This is a genomic window from Rhizorhabdus dicambivorans (assembly GCF_002355275.1).
Lineage (GTDB): Bacteria > Pseudomonadota > Alphaproteobacteria > Sphingomonadales > Sphingomonadaceae > Rhizorhabdus > Rhizorhabdus dicambivorans.
The window spans coordinates 2,825,332-2,844,453 of the sequence record NZ_CP023449.1; the positions used below are offsets into that span (position 1 = coordinate 2,825,332).

Sequence of the window (19,122 nt, forward strand, 5' to 3'; positions counted from 1 at the left end):
TACCGCTGGCGCCTCGATATACCAGCTGGTGCGATAATAAGAATTATGTTAAATAACGATGATAGAACCCGCCGATCGGGTGGCAGCGCGCCGCTATCACTTCAACGCCGACTATCCCGTTGCGCGCAGCACCATGATTGCGGCGGTGACCGCCAGGAAGATCACCGCCCAGATGAGGGCCAGCTTCACGATCCGCTGCGCCGGCAGTCCGCGCCGCGCCAGTCCCGGCACGACGAGGACGAGCATCGCCGCGATGGCGACCAGCGCGACGATGCGATCACCGCTCACAGGCGGATATCCTGCCCGTCATAGCCGGGCTCGATCCCGGCCGGCAGCACCGCCGACAGCGAGGCATAATCCATCGACTGGTCCATGTGCGTCAGGATAGCACGCCCCGGACCGCAGCGCGCAATGGCGTCGAGCGTCAGGCCAAGATGCGCGTGTGTCGGATGCGGCCGCTCTCGCAGCGCATCGACCACCCAGATGTCAACAGCTTCGAACAGTTGGCACATATCGTCGGTAAATTCATGAAAATCAGTGGAATAACCTATCGACTTGCCATCATGCTCGAAGCGGAAACCGGCGCTGTAGATGCTGCCGTGCGGCTGTGCGACGGTACGGACGCGAATGTCCCCGATGATTATGTCGGGTGCGAGTTCATAGCGCGCGACAGTCGGCGGATAGCCGTCGCGGCCATGAAAGACATAAGCGAAGCGCTGCTCCAGTTGGGCCATGGTCTCGGCAAAGCCATAGCCCGGCACCGGAGCGCGGCGTGCGTGGAAGATCTGCCGGCAATCGTCGATCCCATGGCAATGATCGGCATGGTCGTGGGTCCACAGGATGGCGTCGATATCGATGATATCGGCGGCGAGCAGCTGCTGGCGCATGTCGGGCGTGGTGTCGATGAGCAGATTGGTAGTGTCGCTCGATACTAGGATCGAGGCGCGGCTGCGCCGGTTGCGCGGCTCGGCGGGGTCGCAATCGCCCCAGTCATTGCCGATCCGCGGCACGCCCGATGAGGTGCCGCATCCGAGGATGCGGAGCTTCACGATCTCGCTTTCGCGAACAGATTGAAGAAGTTGCTGGAGGTTGCTTCCGCCAAATCCTCGATATCCCAGCCCAGCTCGACGGCCAGCATGCGCGCCGTATCGGTAACGAAGGCGGGCTCGCAGGGTTTCCCGCGATGCGGCACCGGCGCCAGGAAGGGGCTGTCGGTTTCGATCAGCAGCCGGTCGCGCGGGATGAGATGCGCGGTGCTGCGCAGATCGCCGGCATTCTTGAAGGTGACGATCCCCGACAGCGAGATCGAGAAGCCGAGATCGAGCATCGCCCGGGCGAGATCGGCGCTGCCGGTGAAGCAGTGGATGACGGCGGTGAAGGCCCCCTTCCCCATCTCCTCGGCCAAAATCGCCTTGGTGTCCCCCTCCGCTTCGCGGGTGTGGACGATCAGCGGCAGGCCGGTTGCGCGCGCGGCGGCGATATGGCGGCGGAAGCTGGCGCGCTGCCGATCCCGGTCCGACTTGTCATAATAGAAATCGAGGCCGGTCTCGCCGATGCCGATGATGCGCGGATGCGCGGCCTTTTCGATCAGCAGCGCGGTCTCGATGTCCTCATGGGTGTCGGCGTCGTGCGGATGGATGCCGACGCTCGCCCAGACATCGGGCTCGCGCTCGGCAGTTTCCAGTACAGCAGCCCATTCGCTCGCGCGGGTCGAGATGTTCAGCATCGTCGAGACGCCCGCCGCCCGCGCCGCCGCCAGAACGTCCTGCTGGCGCTCGGCCAGGCCCGCATAGTTCAGATGGCAATGGCTATCGACGAACATCAGGCGTCCGCTTGCTCAAGCTCAAGGCGCGGGAACAGCGGCACCGGTTGGGCGACCCTGTAGCCTGAACCCCGCAGCGCATCATACCAGCTCTGGTCTTCGATCGCGGCGAAATCGCGCGCATCAGGCGCGATGCCCATCTGATCAAGCAGCTTGCCGGCGCTTTCCGGAATGACGGGCAGGATCGCAATGGCCAGATCGCGGATCACGGCGAACAGCGTGCCCAGCACGGTCTTCATCCGCTCGGGATCGCTCTTGCGCAATGCCCAGGGCGCCTGGGCATCGACATATTGGTTGCAGGCGAATACCGCCTTCATCCACGCCTCGATGCCGATCGAGAAAGCCAGCTGCTCGAAGGCGCGCGGGGTTTCGTCGAGGCAGGCGGCGGCAACGGCGCGGACCAGCGCGGCATCATCCTCGTTGCGGTCGAGCACCGGAAGTTCGCCATCCATGTTCTTGAAGATCATCGACAAAGTGCGCTGCGCCAGATTACCGAAGCTGTTCGCCAGTTCGGCATTGGCGCGGTTGACGATCGCCTCATGGCTGTAGCTGCCGTCCTGGCCGAAACTCACCTCCCGCATCAGGAAATAACGGAGCTGGTCCACGCCATAGCGCTCCGCCATCGTCATCGGATCGACGACATTGCCGACCGACTTCGACATCTTCTCGCCCTTGTTGAGCAGGAATCCGTGGCCGAACACCTGCTGCGGCAACGGCAGCTTCGCGGACATCAGGAAGGCCGGCCAATAGACGGTATGGAAGCGGACGATATCCTTGCCGATCAGGTGGAGATTGGCGGGCCAATAGCGGTCATAGAGATCGCCGCCATCCGGGTAGCCAACGCCGGTCAGGTAGTTGGTCAGCGCGTCGACCCAGACATACATGACATGGCCGGGGCTGCCGGGCACCGGCACGCCCCAGTCAAAGCTGGTGCGCGATACCGACAGGTCGCTCAGACCGCCACTGACGAAGCTCACCACCTCGTTGCGCCGGCTTTCCGGACGGATGAAATCGGGCTGGTCGCGATAGAGCGCGAGCAGCGGCTCCTGATATCTGGACAGCCTGAAGAACCAGCTTTCCTCGACAGTCCATTCGACCGGGGTGCCCTGCGGCGAGAGCTTCACGCCCCCTTCCCCGTCGGTCAGTTCCTTTTCGTCGTAAAAGGCCTCGTCGCGAACCGAATACCAACCCTCATAGCGATCGAGATAGAGATCTCCATTGGCCTCCATGGCCTGCCAGATCGCCTGGCTGGCGGCATAATGGTCGGCGTCGCTGGTCCGGATGAAACGATCATGCGATATGTTGAGAACCCCACACATCTGCTTGAAATAGGCAGACATCTCGTCCGCCAATGCGCGCGGGGTGATGTCGCGGGTGCGCGCCGCCTGGGCCATCTTCAGGCCATGTTCGTCGGTGCCGGTCTGGAAGCGCACGTCGCGTCCCCTGGCCCGCTGGAACCGCGCGATCACATCCGCCGCGATCGCCTCATAGGCATGGCCGATGTGCGGGCGGCCATTGGGATAGCTGATCGCGGTGGTGATGTAGAAGGGGTTCGCCATGGGTTCAGCCATTAGGGACGCGCGGCTGCATCCGCAATGTCCGGATTGATATGAACATCGTCATGCTGGCGGGTTGGTCTATCTTGTAGAAACGGGCGCCAGTTTCGCCAGCATCGTCGCCAGTTCGAAGACGGTGGTCGCTGGATCGAGCGACAGGTGCACCGCGCTCTCGCAGATGCGGCGGGCATCCTCCCACAGCGCGACGGCATCGGCCATGACGCCACCGTTCCGGTGCTGCGCCTCGGCGGCGATGCGCGCGGGCACCCGCTCCAGATAGGCCTCGTAGCGCGCCTGGGCTGCCTTCAGGCCCAATTGCTTGGACAGCGCCGATCGGATCGCGTTGGTCGGATCGCCCTCCCCCACCAGCCTGTCCATCGCGGCGTCGAGCGCGGCGATCTCCAGCCCGGCGAAGCCGAGCGCACGGCCGGGCGAGCCGTTGCCGACCCGGATAAGTGCGTCGATCTCGTCGCTGGGCTCCTCGGGCAGGGCGCGCTGGAGCGCGAGCCGCATCTGCGCCGGATCGAGCGGGGTAAAGCGAAGCTGGCGACAGCGCGACCGGATCGTCGGCAGCAGCCGGCCGGGCGCATGGCTGATCAGGAAGAAGGTCGTGCCGGCGGGCGGCTCCTCCAGATTCTTGAGCAGCGCATTGGCGGCCGGCCGCTCGAGATCGTCGATCGCATCGATGATCACCACCCGGCGCGGCGAGAGGCTGGGCGTGGTCGCGAACAGGCTCTGCAGCGAGCGGACCTGGTCGATCGTGATGGATCGCGCCAGCTCCTCCGACCTGTCCTTGGCCAGCCGCTCCAGGATGCGCAGATCGGGGTGGCTGCCGACGCGGATATAGTTGGCGATCGGATGATCTTCGGGCGTCGCCAGCCCCGGCAGCTGCACGCGCGGGCCCGCCGCATCGGCCAGCAGGCGGGTCGCCGCGGCGCGCGCGAAGCTCGCCTTGCCGATCCCCTCGGCACCGGTCAGCAGCCAGGCATGGTGCAGCCGGCCCGAATCCGCCGCCTCGCGAAAGGCGGCGATCTGCTCGTCATGGCCAAGCAGGGTCATGGCAGCAGATCCGACAAGGCATCCATCAGCCGGGCTGTCACATCCTCGGGCGTGCCTTCGGCGCTGATCACCCGGATGCGTCCGGGCTCGGCACCCGCGATTTCCAGGAAGCTCGCCTTCACGCGATCGTGAAAGGCTCCTTCGCGCTTCTCGAAGCGGTCGCTCTGTCCGATACCCGCAGCAGCCTGGCGGAAGCTGGCATCATCTACCGGCATGTCGAGCAGCAGAGTCCGGTCCGGAAGGAAATTTTCGCTGCCGATCGCGTGGAGATCGCGGATCGCCTTGTCGCCCAAGCCGTCGGCCCCGCCCTGATAGGCGATCGAGCTATCGAGGAAGCGATCACAGACCACCCATTGCCCCGCCTCAACGGCCGGCCGGATCGTTCTGGCGACATGATCGGCACGTGCGGCGGCAAACAGCAGCGCCTCGGCGCGGGCATTCCACCGGTCGGCCCCGCCTTCGAGAAGCAGTCTTCGGATCGCCTCGGCGCCTTCGCTGCCGCCCGGTTCGCGCGTCTGGACGACATCGATCCCGCGCGAGCGCAAGGCCGCGGCCAGCGCCTTGGCCTGGGTCGACTTGCCGACCCCCTCCCCGCCTTCGAGGGTGATGAACCTGCCCGCCATCGCCTGCGGCCTCAGCCGAAGCCGAACAGCCAGCGCAGGCCTGCCATCATCCGGTCGAAGAAGCCGGCGGTGCCGACATCGGCGTCGGCGACCAGCGGCAGCTTCTGCGGCGCCATATCGGGGCCAGTCACGACCAGATCGGCGATATGGTCGCCCTTCTTGAAGGGCGCCTTGATCGGGCCCTGATAGACCACCTTGGTCTTCAGGTCGGATCCCAGCCCGGCCGGTATCGTAACGGTCAGGTCCTTGGGTGCGACGAGACCGACCTCGCTGACATCGCCAAGCTGAACCTCTGCGGTCTGCACCTTGCGGCCCTTCGGCACGATCGGCTTGGCCTGCCAGGCGCGGAATCCCCAGTTCATGAAGGAGACCGACTGCTCGATCCGCTGGTTGAACGAGGTGAGGCCGGATAGGACCATGACGAGGCGGCGGCCGTTCTGCTCAGCCGATCCGGTGAAGCCATAGCCGGCCTCCTCGGTGTGACCCGTCTTCAGGCCGTCGGCGCCGTCGACGCGGCCCAGCAATGGATCGCGGTTGGCCTGGGTGATCGCCTGCCCGCTGCCCATCGTCTTGCCCCAGGTGAAATTGGGGCGGCTGTAGAAGGTCTTGTAGAGCTTGGGATGCTCGGTGATCGTCTTCTCGGCCAGGGTCGTGAGGTCGCGCGCGGTGACATAGGTGACGCCGCCGTCGGGCCAGCCGTTGGAGGTGCCGAAATGGCTGTTGGTCAGCCCCATTTCCTTGGCGCGGCGGTTCATCAGCGCGATAAAGGCCTGCTCCGTGCCCGATATATGCTCGGCCAGCACGACGCAGGCGTCGTTGCCCGAAAGGGTGACAATGCCGAACAGCAGATTGGCGACGCTCACCTGTTCGCCGGGCGACAGGAACATGGTCGATCCGGCGGCGGGGCCATGCCACCGCTTCCAGGTTTCCGGACGGACGGTCGCCATCGCATCAAGCTTGAGCTCGCCCTTCTTGATGAGATCGAAAGCGACATAGACGGTCATCATCTTCGCCATCGATGCCGGTGGCATGCGCACGTCCGGATTCTTGGCGTAGAGGATCGCGCCCGAGGACAGGTCCTTCAGGAAGGCGACTGGTGCCGGCGTGTCGAAGGGCGGCGCGGCAGCCTCGGCGGGAATCGCCAGACCAAGGAGAAGGCCGGAAAACAGGGCGATCTTGCTGCGCTTCATCGGGGTGAACTTCCCTCCAGATTTTGTCCATCGCTGGCGATGCGTACCAGCCTGGCATCCTGATAGCCGTAGGACCGGACCTGCGCCAGCGCGCTCGTCGCCTCGGCCTCGCTCCTGTACGGTCCCATGCGGACCCGCCAAAGAGCTCCCACGGGCTCAACCCGGCCGGCCACGAGCTCGGCGATCTCCTCCGCGCGGACGCGGTTGCCGACGGCGGTCACCTGGATGAACAGGCCGCCGACCGGAACGGCTTCGTCGGGCACGGCGGCCGCAATCCGGGGTGGCGCCGCCCGTTCCGCCGGGCGGGCGGCGAAGCGCCGATCGAGCGCCGCCAGCTCGGCCGGGGTAGCATAGGGCCGTGCCGAGGCGGGCCGTCCCCAGCGCAGCTCGAGCTTGTCGGCCTCGGACGGATAGACCCGTCGGACGCGAACCCGCGCGACGCCGAGCCGCTCGGTCCCGAGAAGCTGCGCCGCCCGCCGCGACAGATCGATGATCCGATTGGTGACGAACGGCCCCCGGTCGTTCACGCGGACGAGGATGGTGCGGCCGGTGTCGAGCGACGTCACCTCGACATAGCTCGGCAGGGGCAGCGTCTTGTGCGCGGCGCCGACATTGGCCATGTCGAATATCTCGCCATTGGCGGTCGGCGCGCCGTGGAACTGATCGCCATACCAGCTGGCCAGCCCCACCTCGTCATAGTCGCGATCGTCGGCTGGATAGTACCAGGCGCCCGCGACCTGATAGGGCTTGCCGATCTTGACCGGCATATCCGACGCCGGCAGCCGGGGCTTGGCCGGGCGAGGCTGTTCGGGGCGCGGCCGCGCGGGGCCCGGTCGTTCGGGCCGAGGAACGCCGCAGCTCGCCAGAAACAGCGTCAGGGCGAGGATGATCCGGCTATTCGACGCCATCCTACTCCACAATCGCATCGCCGAGCAGGCCCACCGACAGCGCGTAGAAATTCGAGCAGTTATAATCGAGGATCGAGCGATAATTGGTGGTGAGGAGGTAGGCGGTATTGCCGCTGCCGTCGGGCTCGATCAGCGTTGCCAGTTCATTCTCCGGCGGTACGCGCCCGCCCAGCATCTGAACGCCCTTGTCGCGCCATTCGGCGATCGTCAGCCAGCGGCTCTGCCGGGCGAAGACGCGCGGGCAGCGCGGCGAACTGAGGGGCGAGCGGATCGCCGCCCGATCGATGCCTTCGGGCAAGCGGACGGCGACGCCCCAGGGTACCCCCTTCTTCCAGCCCGCATCGCGCAGGTAATTGCCGATCGAGGCAAGCGCGTCGGGCTCGCTTCTCCAGATATCGGGCTTGCCGTCGCCATCGGCATCGATGGCGAGCCGCAGATAGACGCTGGGCAGGAATTGCGGATAGCCGGTGGCCCCCGCCCAGCTACCCTTGAGCTGCGCGCGCGGTACGCCCCGGCTCATCAGCACCAGCGTCTTGAGGAACTCCTCGGCGAACAGCTCGCGCCGGCGGCCTTCATAGGCCAGCGTGCCCAGCGCGTTGAGCAGATCGAAATTGCCGGTGAAGGTGCCATAACCGGTCTCATGGCCGTAGATGGCGAGCATGATCTGCTCAGGCACCCCGGTTTCCTGCTCGATCCGGAGCAGCAGCGGCCGAAGATTGCCGTAGCGCGAGCGCCCCATGCCGATCCGCACTCGATCGACATGGCTCGCCAGATAGGGGGCAAAGGGAGGCGACGCGCTATAGGCCGCGCTGGCGCCGGGCTGGGCCCGATCGAGGCGCACGACGCGGGCGTTGAAGTTGATCGTCGGCAGGGTGGCGTCGAACAGGGTGGGCGATACGCCCATCTCGATCGCGCGCGGCCGCAAGGTGGCCAGGAAGGCCCGCATCCGGCTGTCTTCGCTCGGCACCGCGACGGCCGGCGCATCGTTGAGCCGCGCCGCGTCGTCGGGCGCCTGCCCTTCCTCCAGCACGGGCTGGGCCGCCACCGGCAGCGCCCCTGCCCCCGCCGCGACCAAGACAAGGGCGGCGGCCGCCCCACGCAACAGACTTCGCATTCTTTCCCCTTCGATCGGTGGCAGCCTTGCCACAGCTTGAACCGGGGGTGAAATGCTTTGATCGCGCCGCTTGCACGAAAGGCCGCAGGGGAGATATGGGCTGCGCTCCGCATCGCGATGCGCCTGCGGAGAGGTGGCCGAGTGGTTTAAGGCAGCGGTCTTGAAAACCGCCGTGGGTGCAAGCTCACCGTGGGTTCGAATCCCACCCTCTCCGCCAGGCGCCGCCCTTGACATGTTCGCCTTACGTTCCCAGCATTCCGCGAATGCAGATGGGATTCGGCTTTGGTGCCCTTGATGATATCCGATGGGTGCGAAGCCAGCTCGACACCCATTTCGGCAGCCCCGGCGCGATCTACAGGCGCAGCCCCGTCGGACAGCTGGTGAAATCGTCAATCAGCAGCCGCACGCAGGATTCGGTCTCGCTTGCCGCCTATGGTCGCCTCATCGAGACTTTCCCATCCTGGGCCGAGTTGGCGGCGGCATCGGCCGACCAGGTTGAAAGCGCCATCGCCGATGTGACCTTTCCGGACGTGAAAGCCCGTCACCTTCTTGACGCCCTGCGCATGATTGCTGCCGACCATCCGGATTTCGACCTTGGTTTTCTGGCTGACATGAACATAGCACACGCAAAGGCGTGGCTGGAACATCTGCCTGGTGTAGGCCCCAAGGTCGCCGCCTCCGCGCTCAATTTCAGCACATTGGCCATGCCGGCGTTCGTTGTGGATACCCATATTCTGCGGATATTGCGGCGGTACGGCTTCATCCGCGGCAAGGCTGACATAGCCGTGGCCTATGACACGATAATGGAGATGGCACCGTGGGAGGCGGACGATCTGGCCGAATTGCATATGCTGATGAAGCGCCTCGGCCAGACGATCTGCCGGGCTGATCATCCAGATTGCCGCATCTGCCCTCTGCGCCGGAAATGCAAGGTCGCGAGTCAGGTCCGCTCGAGCAAAAGCTCGATATAGGGCGCGAACCAGCCGGGTGCTCGGCTCGCAACGCGGCCGAGCGCAGCATAGGCGCGCACCGGCGGCCCGACATCACCATGGATGGCCCGCCTCGCGGCCAGCCAGCCGCCTGCCCCGCCGACCTCCACGAAGCGGCCCGATAGGCAGCGGGCGAGCCGCCATGGCGGCAGGCCGCGCTGAAGCGGCTTGCCCGCCAGCTGGTCGAGGGCGCGCGGCAGGAAGTTCACCAGCCATCGCCCCGAATGGCGTTCGCGCAGGGCGAGGCGGCTCGCGGTACCGCAGATGAAAAGGTGGCCGCGGGGACGGAGGACGCGGTGCAGTTCGGCGATGCCATGGTCAAGCAGCGACGGCTCGACATATTCGAGCACGCTGTTGGCCAGCACAAGATCGAAGCTCGCATCGGCAAAGGGTAACGGAGCCCCCGCCCCAACCAGCCCGATGTCACCCGGCAGCCCGTGCCGTTCCAGATTGGCGGCGGCGATTGGCGGCATCAGCGGATCGACGTCGACCCCTTTCAGTCGCGCGCCCAGCGCCGCGAGCACCACGGCGGAGCCGCCGACATTGCAACCCAACTCCAGCACGTCCCGCCCGGCCACGCCGATTGCATAGGCGTGTAATGCGGGACGTACATGATTCCATTCATAGGCCGCATAGCCGCCTGCCCAGCGATCATCCGGATCCATGCCGGCGGCGCGGGTAGCATCCTCGAAGCGGTGCTGCGCCGGCCCCGCCAGATCGACCGGAGGTAGCGCGGCGGGGATCATGCCGTGGCGCGACGCGGGCTGCGGCGCTCCAGGGCCAGGGCGGCGGACAGCGCGACGAGGGTCGCGGCGCTGTCGGCCACCCAGTCCCAGATGCTGGCGTCGCGATGGAGGACGGGGATCGCCTGGGTCAGTTCGACCAACGCTCCGAACAGCGACAGGCCCAGTGCGAGCCGCCAGGCCGGATGCGCGCGATAGGCGGCGCGGCCGAGGATCGCCAGCGTCAGGAAGGCGGCGATATGGTTGACCTTGTCGCCCGCGCCGAGGTCGGGCGCCTGCTGGGACGGCATGATCGCCAGCCCATAGACCACGCCCAGCGTCGTCCAGAAGATCTGCACGGCGAAACGGCGGTAGAGCTTCATCGCCCCGCACATCCCCGAAATGAAAATGGCCGGGATATACCCGGCCAAATCCATCGCATCGGCGTGAACGCCAAGCTTATTTCTTGCCGAGCGTGAGCCCGCCGAAACGCTTGTTGAAGCGTGCCACCTGGCCGCCCGCGTCAAGCATCGTGCCGCGGCCGCCGGTCCAGGCCGGGTGCACCGAGGGATCGATGTCGAGCTGGAGGGTGTCGCCCTCGGACCCATAGGTCGAGCGGGTCTTGTAGGTGGTGCCGTCGGTCAGCTGGACGGTGATCCAGTGATAGTCGGGATGGATATCGGCCTTCATAATCATCTAGCTCCAGAAAATGGCTGGTTCCGACCAGCCTGGGAAGCGAAGCGGCGCCTCTACAGCGTGGGGTGGCCCTTGGCAACCCCAAGGTGTTGCCGTGCCGAAGGCAATGGCTGCTCCGGCTTCCACCGGAGCAAGGGGATGCGATCAATCCTTGGGCGGATCGGCGATCATGGCGGTGAAATTGGCCTGAGCGGCGAGCTTCTCGCCGATATAGGCCTTGCCTTCGAACTTGCAGACGCTCGCCCGCTTCTGGACGAAGGATACGTCGAGGCGGAGCAGCACGCCCGGCTCCACCGGCGCACGGAACTTCGCTTCGTCGATCGCCATGAAATAGACCAGCTTGCCCGAGCCCGCGAGGCCGAGCGATTCGACCGCCAGCACGCCGGCGGCCTGCGCCAGCGCCTCGACGATCAGCACGCCGGGCATGATCGGCCTTCCCGGGAAATGCCCCTGGAAGAAACCCTCATTGATCGTCACGGCCTTGATCGCCGAGATGCGCTCATCGACGACCAGTTCCTCGACGCGATCGACGAGGAGCATGGGGTAGCGATGCGGGAGCGCCGCCATGACCCGCTTGATGTCCAGCGGGCCAAGGCTGGCGCCGGTTTCTCCGCTCATCGTGGCCGGATCAACGACCGGCGGGCTGGGCCTGGTCGGCCTGACCCGGCTGCCAGTTCGCCGGCGGTGTGATCGAGGCGCTCGGGATCAGCGCATTGAGCTGGGTGATCATGTCGGTGGTGAGATCGGCGGTCGGCTGGAAGGCAACGGTCGCCTCCGGGCGCAGCACGATCGCGATGCGCTTGGCGGTCATCGCTGCCTTCAGCGCCTGTTCGGCCTTGGCTTCGATCTGCTCGCGGACATAGGCCTGCGGGCGCGCGAACGGCAGCGCCAGGCGCTGAAGCTCGGCCTGGGCAGCCTGGGTCTTCTGCTGGAAGATCGCGACCTTGGCATCGAACTGGGCCTTCTGGGCCGGGTTCTTCTGAAGCGTCTCGAGCTCGGTACGCAGGGCGGCCAGCTCGCCCTGAAGCGCGGTCTGGCGGGTCTGGGCGGCGGTGATCTGCGCTTTGTAGGTGGTCTGGATCTGGGTCGCGGCCGACTGGGCGGCGGCCGAATTGCCGATCGCCGCGTCGAGATCGACCACCGCGATACCGGCGGGAGCGGCGGCGGTTGCCGCGGCGGCCTGGGCATGGGCAGCGGCGGGCAGCATCGCGACGCCGACCGCGATCGCGGCCGTCTTCAGGAAGGATTTCATCAGAACTGTGTCCCTACGTTGAAAGTGATGAGCTTGGTGTTGTCGCCCTTCTCCTTGAGAAGGGCCTTGGCTACGTCGATGCGGAACGGACCGAAAGGCGAGTTCCAGTTGACCCCGAAGCCGACCGACAGGCGCGGCTTGGCGCTGTCGCCGACAAAATCCTCGCGGAAGGCGGAGATGGTGTTCTGGGCCTTGTCGTTCTGGGAATCGCCCATGCACGGGTTATTGGAGGATTCCGAATAGCCGATCGCGCACAGTGTGCTGCGCCCAGCGAAATCGCCGGTCGTGACGAGATAAACCTGGCGGCCCTGGCTATCGAGGATCGGCCGCGAAACCGGCAGGTAATTGCCGTTCTCATCCCTCAGGAAGGGATAGCCCGCCGATTCGGGATTGATGAGGGCCGGTTTCCTGACCCCGAACACGGCACCGATATCCATGAAGATCGACGGACGGAGGCCGAGTTCGCGGGCGCCGTTGCCGAGCGGAATCTCCAGCTCCAGGCGGCCCTTGTAATAGGTATTGCCGCCGAGCGCGTCGTCGGTGGTGAGGTTGTTCTCGGTCGAGAACATCTTGTTCGCGGTATCGTAGAAGGAACGGATCACGCGCGGGCCAACGCCGCGAATGCCGAAACCGCGCATCTCGGGCTCGCCGAGATAGAAGCGATCGGTCAGGCGGATCTGCTGGCCGAGGCCCTTGATATAGCCGCCCTCGACACCCGCCGAGAAGATGAAGCCGCTGCCGATGCCCCAATATTTGGTCGCCTCGAACGCGGTCTTGATATAGCGGACCTTGCCGCCCAGCCCGGCGAAATCCTGGCTGAACACGGCCCGCTGGCCCCGCGACGGCCGGATGCGGTTGTTGAGGTTGTCGAACACCAGCGAATAACCGACCGACGAGGTCAGCCGCTTGCCGATCGCGTCGCACAGATAGCGGCCGGCGACCAGCGGATCGCAGGCGTCGCGGATGCCGTCGCCGTCGGTATCGGTGAAGAAGGTGAACTTGTTGAGCGAAACATCGTCGTAGCTCAGGCCGTAGCGCACGGCCATGGTGATGAACTCGGTCAGCGGGACGCCGGCACGGATCTGGAAGCCGGTCGTCGTCTGCTCATAGGTGGTGTTGCGATCGCTGCCGCCGGTGAAATTGAACGAATTATAGTCGCGGCGGAAGATGTCGAAGCCGACCGCGATGTTCTTGTCGAACACATAAGGCTCGGTGAAGCCCAGCTCGACCGACTTCGAATAGGTCGAATAGCTGACTCCGGCGCGAACTTCCTGGCCCTTGCCCATGAAGTTGCGCTCACGGATCGACAGGTCGACGATGAACTTCTCGAGGCTCGAATAGCCCGCCGAGACTTGAAGCTCGCCGGTCGACTTCTCCTCGACATTGGCCTCCAGCACCGTCCGGTCGGGGGCCGAGCCGGGCTTCTGCTCGACTTCGAACTTCTCCTGGAAGAAGCCCAGCGACTGGATGCGGTCGCGCGAGCGCTTGACCTTGAAGCTGTTGAAGGCGTCGCCCTCGGACAGACGGAACTCGCGGCGGACAACCTTGTCCTTCGTGTGGGTGTTGCCGTTGATGTCGATCCGCTCGACATAGACGCGCGGGCTCTGCATGATCTTGAAGACCACGCCCATCGTGCGATCGTCCTTGTCGCGATTGAAATCGGGGCGGACATCGGGGGTGAAGCCGAACAGGCCCACGGACTCGGTGATCGAATCCACCGTGTCTTCGACGAGCTTGGCGTTGTACCAGTCACCCTTCTTCATCGGCAGGATGCCCTTGAAGGCATCGGCCTTGATGTCGCGGATTTCGCTTTCGAGGTCGACGTCGCCGAATTTGTAGCGCTCGCCCTCCTCGACGACATAGGTGATGATGAAGTCCTTCTTGTCCGGCGTCAGCTCGGCGACGGCGGAGACCACGCGGAAATCGGCATAGCCGTTGGTAAGGTAGAACTGCCGCATCTTCTGCTGGTCGTAGGACATGCGGTCGGGATCATAGCTGGTGCCCGATGAGAAGATCTTGGTGAGGCCGGTCTGCTTGGTCGCCATCTCGCCGCGCAGGCGGCCGTCCGAGAATTTATCGTTCCCGATGATGTTGATCTTGCGGACCTTGGACTTGTCGCCCTCATGAATCTCGAAAATGATGTCGACGCGGTTCTGATCGAGCTGGACCATCTTGGGCTCGACGGTAGCGGCAAAGCGGCCCTGGCGGCGGTAAAGCTCGATGATCCGGTTGACGTCGGCGCGGACCTTCGACCGGGTGAAGATCTGGCGCGGCGCCAGCTTGATCTCCGGATTGATCTTGTCGGATTTCAGCCGCTTGTTGCCTTCCAGCACAATGCGGTTGATCACCGGGTTCTCGCGGATCTGCAGGGTGATATTGCCCTGTCCGTCGTCGCGCACCTGCACATCGGCGAACAATTCGGTCTCGTACAGGTCCTTCAGCGCCTGATCGAGCGCCTCGCGGGTATAGGACTCGCCCGGCGTCAGCTTCACATAGGAACGGACGGTGTCGGGTTCGAGCCGTTCGTTGCCGGTGACGTTGACCGACTTGACCACGCCGGGGACTTCCGGCGCGGGAAGCGCCGCCGGGGCCGGGGCCGGGGTTGGGGGGCGGCGGCTTGTGCCCAAAGGGGCTGGGCCATCCCCCCAAGCATCGTGCCGACGAGAAGCGCCGAGAATATCCGCGCCCGATGATTGTTCGCCGTCGTCGCCGTCACGCGTTCCCCGCCTTCATAGAATCCCTGCGTCCCATTCATGGGAGCGTGCGCATGCACTGCCCCAACAAGCTCAGCCGATCAACCCGGCAAGCCGTTCGAGCGCGCCCAGCGAGAGAATATCGTTCAGCGTAACGAAGATCATGAAGGACAGGAGCACCGCCAGACCCGATCGAAACGCCCATTCCATCGCCCTTTCCGGCACCGGCCGGCGCGCAACCCCCTCGAACAGGTAGAAGACCAGATGGCCGCCATCGAGCATGGGGATTGGCAAGAGGTTGATGAATCCGAGATTAATCGAAATGAGCGCCATCAGCATGACGAAGTTGAGCAGGCCCAGCGACGCCTGCTGGCCCGAGACCTGGGCGATCTTGATGGGGCCGCCCAGTTCCTTGACCGAACGGCGGCCGGTGATGATCTGGCCGAGCGTATCGACCATCATCCGCACGATGCCGATCGTCTGGCGTGTCGCCTCGACCGGAAGCAGGTGGAAAGGCACCGGCTCGATCACCTGCGGGCCCGACATCACGCCGATCGTGCCCTTGCGGAACTCATTGCCGAAGCGATCACGCTCCACATTGGCGGCGGGGACGACAAAGACGCTGCTCTCGGTCGATCCGCGCCGGATATCGATCTGCAGCCGCTCCTCGGGCCGGAAGCGGATCATGTCGGCCATCTCGTCGAAGGTGTCGACCGGCCGGCCGGCGATCGCGACGACCCGGTCGCCGGGCTGCAGACCTGCCCTTGCGGCGGGCGATCCAGCCATCACCGCCGAGAAGACAGCGGGCGTCTTCGGCGCGCCATAAGCCGCGAAGAACGCCATGAAGATGCCGATGGCGACGAGGAAATTGGTGAGCGGCCCGGCCAGGACGATCAGGAAGCGCTGCCAGACCGACTTGGCCTGGAAGGTTTTCGCGCGCTCCTCTGGCGGCAGCGCCAGCCATTCCGGGGTGGGCTGGCTGGCGGGGTTCATGTCTCCCGCGAATTTCACATAGCCGCCCATCGGCACCCAGCCGAGCTTCCAGCGGGTCCCGCGCGAATCGGTATAGCCGGCGATCTCGCGTCCGAAACCGATCGAGAAGACCTCGGCCTTCACCCCGCACCAGCGGCCGACCAGATAATGGCCCAGTTCGTGGACGAATATTAGCGGCCCGATGACAAGCAGAAAAGCGAGTATCGTGAACAGGATGCCGGGATGATCTGTCACGCTGTGATAATCTCCATCGCCGCGCGGGCCGTGCTGCGCGCCTCGGCATCGATCGCGAAAACATCATCGAGCGAGGCCGGAGCCGGCGGATCATAGCGATCCAGGGCTTTGCGCACGATTAACGCGATATCGAGAAAGCCGATACGGCCTTCCAGGAAGGCGGCGACGGCCACCTCGTTGGCGGCGTTGAGGATCGCCGCCCGCGCGCCACCTGCCGCCAGCACGTCGCGGGCCAGGGCTAGTGCGGGGAAACGCTCGGGATCGGGCGCCAGGAAATCGAGCCGGCCGACCGCCGCGAGATCGAGCGGCCGACAAGGCGTCGCCATCCGCGCAGGCCAAGCGAGGCTGTGGGCGATCGGGGTGCGCATATCGGGCGTACCGAGCTGCGCCAACACCGATCCGTCGACATAATCGACCAGCGCATGGACCACCGACTGGGGATGGATAATCGCGTCGAAGCCTTCCGCCGGCAGGGGAAAGAGATGGAAGGCTTCGATCAGTTCCAGCCCCTTGTTCATCAGGGTGGCGGAATCCACCGATATCTTGGCGCCCATCGACCAGTTCGGGTGCTTGACCGCCTGGGCCGGAGTGGCGGCGCGCATCGCCTCCACGCTCCAGCCGCGGAACGGGCCGCCGCTGGCCGTCAGGGTGATCTTGCGGATCGATCCCGGCGCGGCGTGGTCGAAACATTGAAAGACGGCGTTATGTTCGGAATCGACGGGCAACAGCGTGGCGCCATGGGCCTTGGCGGCCCCGGTCATCAGCGCCCCCGCGGAGACCAGCGACTCCTTGTTGGCCAGCGCGATGGTGCCGCCCGCCTCCAGCGCGGCCATGGTCGGCTTCAGTCCGGCAATGCCGACGATCGCCGCCATCGTCCAGTCGGTGCCCAGCGCGGCTGCCTCGATCAGCGCGCCCTCCCCGGCCGCAACTTCGGTGCCGCTGCCCGCGAGCGCCTCCTTGAGCGGGGCGTAGAGCGCGGGATCGCCGATCACGGCCAGTTCGGCGCGGGTCCGCCGGGCGGCATCGGCCAGCCCGGCGACGTCGCGCTGAGCCGAAAGCGCCTTGACCCGGAAGCGATCGGGTTCGCGCTCGATCAGATCGAGTGTCGATGTGCCGATCGAGCCCGTCGCTCCGAAAATGCTGACGCTGCGCGCGGTCATATAACTCCCATCGCCACACAGGCGGAAACCAGCACCGCGACCGGCACCACCCCGTCGAGCCGGTCGAGTACGCCGCCATGGCCGGGCAGCAGCGTCCCGCTATCCTTGACCCCAGACCGGCGCTTGAGCCAGCTTTCGAACAGGTCCCCCATCTGCGCGGCGACCGCAAGCGGCGCGCCTGCCATCCAGCAGAAGGCGGGCAGGCCGCCCTGCCACGCGATCAGCGCCCCGGCGATCGCGGCCGACGCCATGCCGCCGATCAACCCTGCCCAGGTTTTGTTCGGGCTGAGCTTCGGCGCGAGCCTGGGTCCGCCGATCGTCCGGCCGGCAAAATAGGCGCCGATATCGGTCGCCCAGACGATGACCAGGGTCCAGAGGGTGAGCAGCAGCCCCTGCCCCGGCTGCTCGCGCAGGAAGACCAGGGCGACCGCGGGTGGGATCGCATAGAGCAGCCCGGCGCCGAGCCGGGCCCGGAAGCTGATGACCGCCAGCAATATCGCACCCAGCCCGATCAGGTCGACCGACTGCGCAATAAGCCGGTCCTGGAAGGCGACAAGCTTCGCCGGGTCGACGAAGTCGATTGCGCTCAGCATCAGGCCGGCGGCGATCAACACGGCCAGTGCGACCTGCCAGCGGCTCGCCCGGGCCATCTGTGCCCATTCGATGGTCATCAGCACGGCCAGCAGCGCGCAGAGCCCCCAGAAGAAGACCCCGCCTGCCCAGACGGCAGCCAGCGCCACGGCGATCATCGCAATGCCCGAGATGATACGGATCTGAAGTTCGGAGGCCGCAGCCTTGGCCATATTATCGACCGCCGAAGCGGCGCTCCCGGGTGCCATAATCGGAGAGGGCATCGGCCAGCGCCTTGCGGTCGAAATCGGGCCAGAGCGTGTCGACGAACAGCAGTTCGGCATAGGCCGCCTGCCAGAGCAGGAAATTGGACAGCCGGCGCTCCCCCGAGGTCCGGATCAGCAGGTCGAGGGGCGGCAGGTCGCGCGTATCGAGCCGCGTCTCGATCGAGGCATGGTCAATATCGGCGGGAGACAGCGTGCCGGCCGCCACCTGGCTGGCGATGTCACGGACCGCGCGAAGCATCTCATCCTGCGCGCCGTAATTGAGGGCCAGGACGAAATTGAGCCCGGTATTGTTTTTGGTCGCTTCGACGCCTTCCTGGGCCAGGGCGACCAAATCCTTGCCCAGGCCGCTCAGGTCGCCGATCGTGCGAAGCCGGACATTCTCCGAGTTCAGTTCGCGGATCTCGCGGCGCAGATAGAGCTTCAGCAACCCCATCAGGTCCGAAACCTCTTCGGTCGAACGGCGCCAGTTCTCGGACGAGAAGGCGTAGAGCGTGAGCGCCTGGACACCCATGTCGCGCGCTGCCCGCACCACGGTGCGAACCGCCTCGGCGCCGGCGCGGTGGCCGGCGATGCGCGGCAGGAAGCGGCGCTTCGCCCAGCGGCCGTTGCCGTCCATGATGATCGCGACATGGCGCGGGACATTGCCCCCGCCGGTGACGGGGCTGGAGGCAGGGCTGGCCGAAAGGCCGCTCACTTGCCGAGGATTTCCTTTTCCTTGGCCGCGGCGGCCGCATCGATCTCCGCGATCGTGCTGTCGGTCAGCTTCTGCACCTCGGTCTCGCGGCGCTTGCGCTCGTCCTCGCCGATCTCGCCCTTCTTCTCGTCGGTCTTGAGGCTGTCCATGCCGTCACGGCGGACATTGCGCGCGGCGACGCGGGCCTTCTCGGCATATTGGCTGGCGAGCTTGGCGAGTTCCTTGCGGCGCTCCTCGGTCAGGTCGGGGATCGGGATGCGCAGCGTCTGGCCGTCTACGATCGGGTTGAGGCCCAGGCCGGCCGAACGGATCGCCTTGTCGACCGGGCCGACATTCGAGCGGTCCCAGACCTGCACCGACAGCATACGCGGCTCGGGCGCCGTCACGGTGGCGGCCTGATTGAGCGGCATATGGGCGCCATAGATCTCGACCGTCACCGGATCGAGCAGGTTGACCGACGCACGGCCGGTGCGCAGGCCGACCAGGTCGCTCTTCAGCGCCTCGACGGCACCATGCATGCGGCGTTCGAGGTCGGCCTTGTCATAAGCGGGCATATTTCT

General features: G+C 65.6%; 20 protein-coding genes, 1 tRNA gene and 1 pseudogene. 2 read left to right on the forward strand and 20 right to left on the reverse strand.

Translation table 11 applies throughout. From position 1 onward, the window contains the following. Positions 1 to 111: 111 nt before the first annotated feature. The 9 genes from CMV14_RS26780 to CMV14_RS13375 all read right to left on the reverse strand — a co-directional run bounded on the left by CMV14_RS26780 (position 112) and on the right by CMV14_RS13375 (position 8,272). Complete coding sequence (locus tag CMV14_RS26780; RefSeq protein WP_176489022.1) at positions 112 to 288, reverse strand: hypothetical protein; 177 nt, start codon at positions 286 to 288, stop codon at positions 112 to 114. After that, a complete protein-coding gene (locus tag CMV14_RS13340) occupies positions 285 to 1,049 on the reverse strand; it encodes an MBL fold metallo-hydrolase (protein WP_066963519.1) in 765 nt (254 codons plus the stop codon). Before CMV14_RS13340 ends, CMV14_RS26780 begins: the two co-directional genes overlap by 4 nt. Then, positions 1,046 to 1,822 carry a TatD family hydrolase gene (locus tag CMV14_RS13345; protein WP_066963517.1) on the reverse strand — a complete coding sequence of 259 codons (777 nt, stop codon included), beginning with the start codon at positions 1,820 to 1,822 and terminating at the stop codon, positions 1,046 to 1,048. The genes CMV14_RS13340 and CMV14_RS13345 overlap by 4 nt, the downstream gene beginning before the upstream one ends. Beyond that, positions 1,822 to 3,381 carry a methionine--tRNA ligase gene (gene metG / locus CMV14_RS13350; protein WP_066963514.1) on the reverse strand — a complete coding sequence of 520 codons (1,560 nt, stop codon included), beginning with the start codon at positions 3,379 to 3,381 and terminating at the stop codon, positions 1,822 to 1,824. Before metG ends, CMV14_RS13345 begins: the two co-directional genes overlap by 1 nt. 78 nt (positions 3,382 to 3,459) lie before the next feature. Beyond that, the gene (locus tag CMV14_RS13355) at positions 3,460 to 4,437 is read right to left on the reverse strand and encodes a DNA polymerase III delta subunit-related protein (RefSeq protein WP_066963512.1); all 978 of its coding nucleotides are present in this window, start codon (positions 4,435 to 4,437) and stop codon (positions 3,460 to 3,462) included. Continuing rightward, on the reverse strand, positions 4,434 to 5,060 hold the full coding sequence (gene tmk, locus CMV14_RS13360) for a dTMP kinase (protein ID WP_066963510.1): 627 nt from the start codon (positions 5,058 to 5,060) through the stop codon (positions 4,434 to 4,436). The genes CMV14_RS13355 and tmk overlap by 4 nt, the downstream gene beginning before the upstream one ends. Before the next feature lie 11 nt (positions 5,061 to 5,071). Continuing rightward, the gene (locus CMV14_RS13365) at positions 5,072 to 6,250 is read right to left on the reverse strand and encodes a D-alanyl-D-alanine carboxypeptidase family protein (RefSeq protein WP_066963507.1); all 1,179 of its coding nucleotides are present in this window, start codon (positions 6,248 to 6,250) and stop codon (positions 5,072 to 5,074) included. Then, entirely contained in the window at positions 6,247 to 7,158 is a 912-nt protein-coding gene (locus CMV14_RS13370; RefSeq protein ID WP_066963505.1) for a septal ring lytic transglycosylase RlpA family protein, read from the reverse strand. The genes CMV14_RS13365 and CMV14_RS13370 overlap by 4 nt, the downstream gene beginning before the upstream one ends. A gap of 1 nt (position 7,159) precedes the next feature. Next, a complete protein-coding gene (locus CMV14_RS13375) occupies positions 7,160 to 8,272 on the reverse strand; it encodes a lytic murein transglycosylase (RefSeq protein ID WP_066963503.1) in 1,113 nt (370 codons plus the stop codon). Positions 8,273 to 8,399: 127 nt separating this feature from the next. Here CMV14_RS13375 and CMV14_RS13380 point away from each other — a divergent pair. Beyond that, positions 8,400 to 8,489: transfer RNA gene (locus tag CMV14_RS13380), tRNA-Ser, on the forward strand. A 46-nt stretch (positions 8,490 to 8,535) separates the two neighbouring features. Beyond that, complete coding sequence (locus tag CMV14_RS13385; protein ID WP_066963499.1) at positions 8,536 to 9,243, forward strand: endonuclease III domain-containing protein; 708 nt, start codon at positions 8,536 to 8,538, stop codon at positions 9,241 to 9,243. Here CMV14_RS13385 and CMV14_RS13390 read toward each other — a convergent pair. The 11 genes and pseudogenes from CMV14_RS13390 to frr form a co-directional block, all read right to left on the reverse strand. Further along, positions 9,213 to 10,007 (reverse strand): class I SAM-dependent methyltransferase, encoded by a 795-nt coding sequence (locus CMV14_RS13390; protein WP_066963496.1) that lies wholly within the window; start codon positions 10,005 to 10,007, stop codon positions 9,213 to 9,215. The genes CMV14_RS13385 and CMV14_RS13390 overlap by 31 nt on opposite strands. After that, the gene (locus CMV14_RS13395) at positions 10,004 to 10,366 is read right to left on the reverse strand and encodes a VanZ family protein (protein ID WP_083215852.1); all 363 of its coding nucleotides are present in this window, start codon (positions 10,364 to 10,366) and stop codon (positions 10,004 to 10,006) included. Before CMV14_RS13395 ends, CMV14_RS13390 begins: the two co-directional genes overlap by 4 nt. Before the next feature lie 76 nt (positions 10,367 to 10,442). Next, entirely contained in the window at positions 10,443 to 10,673 is a 231-nt protein-coding gene (gene rpmE / locus CMV14_RS13400) for a 50S ribosomal protein L31 (protein ID WP_066963493.1), read from the reverse strand. 150 nt (positions 10,674 to 10,823) lie between these two features. After that, positions 10,824 to 11,297, reverse strand: a complete 474-nt coding sequence (gene fabZ, locus CMV14_RS13405; RefSeq protein ID WP_066963490.1) for a 3-hydroxyacyl-ACP dehydratase FabZ — start codon at positions 11,295 to 11,297, stop codon at positions 10,824 to 10,826. A 10-nt stretch (positions 11,298 to 11,307) separates the two neighbouring features. Further along, the gene (locus CMV14_RS13410; RefSeq protein WP_066963489.1) at positions 11,308 to 11,931 is read right to left on the reverse strand and encodes an OmpH family outer membrane protein; all 624 of its coding nucleotides are present in this window, start codon (positions 11,929 to 11,931) and stop codon (positions 11,308 to 11,310) included. After that, positions 11,931 to 14,686 (reverse strand): annotated as a pseudogene (bamA, locus tag CMV14_RS13415) (outer membrane protein assembly factor BamA). Before bamA ends, CMV14_RS13410 begins: the two are co-directional and overlap by 1 nt. Positions 14,687 to 14,717: 31 nt before the next feature. After that, positions 14,718 to 15,851 (reverse strand): RIP metalloprotease RseP, encoded by a 1,134-nt coding sequence (rseP, locus tag CMV14_RS13420; RefSeq protein WP_066963484.1) that lies wholly within the window; start codon positions 15,849 to 15,851, stop codon positions 14,718 to 14,720. Next, a complete protein-coding gene (locus tag CMV14_RS13425) occupies positions 15,848 to 17,011 on the reverse strand; it encodes a 1-deoxy-D-xylulose-5-phosphate reductoisomerase (RefSeq protein WP_066963481.1) in 1,164 nt (387 codons plus the stop codon). Before CMV14_RS13425 ends, rseP begins: the two co-directional genes overlap by 4 nt. Beyond that, on the reverse strand, positions 17,008 to 17,865 hold the full coding sequence (locus tag CMV14_RS13430) for a phosphatidate cytidylyltransferase (protein WP_408014329.1): 858 nt from the start codon (positions 17,863 to 17,865) through the stop codon (positions 17,008 to 17,010). The genes CMV14_RS13425 and CMV14_RS13430 overlap by 4 nt, the downstream gene beginning before the upstream one ends. Further along, on the reverse strand, positions 17,816 to 18,562 hold the full coding sequence (locus CMV14_RS13435; RefSeq protein WP_066963476.1) for an isoprenyl transferase: 747 nt from the start codon (positions 18,560 to 18,562) through the stop codon (positions 17,816 to 17,818). Before CMV14_RS13435 ends, CMV14_RS13430 begins: the two co-directional genes overlap by 50 nt. Then, positions 18,559 to 19,116 carry a ribosome recycling factor gene (gene frr / locus CMV14_RS13440; protein WP_066963474.1) on the reverse strand — a complete coding sequence of 186 codons (558 nt, stop codon included), beginning with the start codon at positions 19,114 to 19,116 and terminating at the stop codon, positions 18,559 to 18,561. The genes CMV14_RS13435 and frr overlap by 4 nt, the downstream gene beginning before the upstream one ends. Between the last annotated feature and the right edge of the window lie 6 nt (positions 19,117 to 19,122).

Coding starts and splice junctions, on each gene's coding strand:
- frr (WP_066963474.1), bottom strand. CDS start 19,116: ATGCCCGCTTATGACAAGGCCGACCTCGAACGCCGCATGCATGGTGCC.
- CMV14_RS13410 (WP_066963489.1), bottom strand. CDS start 11,931: ATGAAATCCTTCCTGAAGACGGCCGCGATCGCGGTCGGCGTCGCGATG.
- CMV14_RS13425 (WP_066963481.1), bottom strand. CDS start 17,011: ATGACCGCGCGCAGCGTCAGCATTTTCGGAGCGACGGGCTCGATCGGC.
- CMV14_RS13375 (WP_066963503.1), bottom strand. CDS start 8,272: ATGCGAAGTCTGTTGCGTGGGGCGGCCGCCGCCCTTGTCTTGGTCGCG.
- CMV14_RS13355 (WP_066963512.1), bottom strand. CDS start 4,437: ATGACCCTGCTTGGCCATGACGAGCAGATCGCCGCCTTTCGCGAGGCG.
- CMV14_RS13365 (WP_066963507.1), bottom strand. CDS start 6,250: ATGAAGCGCAGCAAGATCGCCCTGTTTTCCGGCCTTCTCCTTGGTCTG.
- fabZ (WP_066963490.1), bottom strand. CDS start 11,297: ATGAGCGGAGAAACCGGCGCCAGCCTTGGCCCGCTGGACATCAAGCGG.
- CMV14_RS13390 (WP_066963496.1), bottom strand. CDS start 10,007: ATGATCCCCGCCGCGCTACCTCCGGTCGATCTGGCGGGGCCGGCGCAG.
- rpmE (WP_066963493.1), bottom strand. CDS start 10,673: ATGAAGGCCGATATCCATCCCGACTATCACTGGATCACCGTCCAGCTG.
- CMV14_RS13395 (WP_083215852.1), bottom strand. CDS start 10,366: ATGAAGCTCTACCGCCGTTTCGCCGTGCAGATCTTCTGGACGACGCTG.
- CMV14_RS13385 (WP_066963499.1), top strand. CDS start 8,536: ATGCAGATGGGATTCGGCTTTGGTGCCCTTGATGATATCCGATGGGTG.
- tmk (WP_066963510.1), bottom strand. CDS start 5,060: ATGGCGGGCAGGTTCATCACCCTCGAAGGCGGGGAGGGGGTCGGCAAG.
- CMV14_RS13430 (WP_408014329.1), bottom strand. CDS start 17,865: ATGCCCTCTCCGATTATGGCACCCGGGAGCGCCGCTTCGGCGGTCGAT.
- metG (WP_066963514.1), bottom strand. CDS start 3,381: ATGGCGAACCCCTTCTACATCACCACCGCGATCAGCTATCCCAATGGC.
- CMV14_RS13345 (WP_066963517.1), bottom strand. CDS start 1,822: ATGTTCGTCGATAGCCATTGCCATCTGAACTATGCGGGCCTGGCCGAG.
- CMV14_RS13370 (WP_066963505.1), bottom strand. CDS start 7,158: ATGGCGTCGAATAGCCGGATCATCCTCGCCCTGACGCTGTTTCTGGCG.